The 265-nt window shown below is 49.4% G+C and carries 1 protein-coding gene; it reads left to right on the plus strand.

Annotation, left to right across the window (positions count from 1 at the left end; genetic code table 11):
* Nucleotides 1-7: 7 nt before the first annotated feature.
* The coding region (locus tag C6N31_RS47395; RefSeq protein WP_498063735.1) for an alcohol dehydrogenase catalytic domain-containing protein at nucleotides 8-265 on the plus strand (258 nt) is incomplete at its 3' end.

Consider the following 265-nt stretch of genomic DNA (forward strand, 5'->3'; position numbering starts at 1 on the left):
GACAGATCTGCAGCCTGGGGATCATGTTCTTCCTGTATTCACCGGAGAATGCAAGGAGTGCCGGCACTGCAAGTCGGAGGAGAGTAACATGTGTGACCTCCTCAGGATTAACACCGACAGAGGCGTGATGCTGAGTGATAACAAGTCAAGATTCTCTATTAATGGAAAACCCGTTTACCATTTTGTGGGGACCTCCACATTCAGTGAATACACCGTTGTTCATGTTGGCTGCGTTGCCAAGATCAACCCTGCTGCTCCACTAGAC

The organism is Streptomyces fildesensis (assembly GCF_016107395.1).
Lineage (GTDB): Bacteria > Actinomycetota > Actinomycetes > Streptomycetales > Streptomycetaceae > Actinacidiphila > Actinacidiphila fildesensis.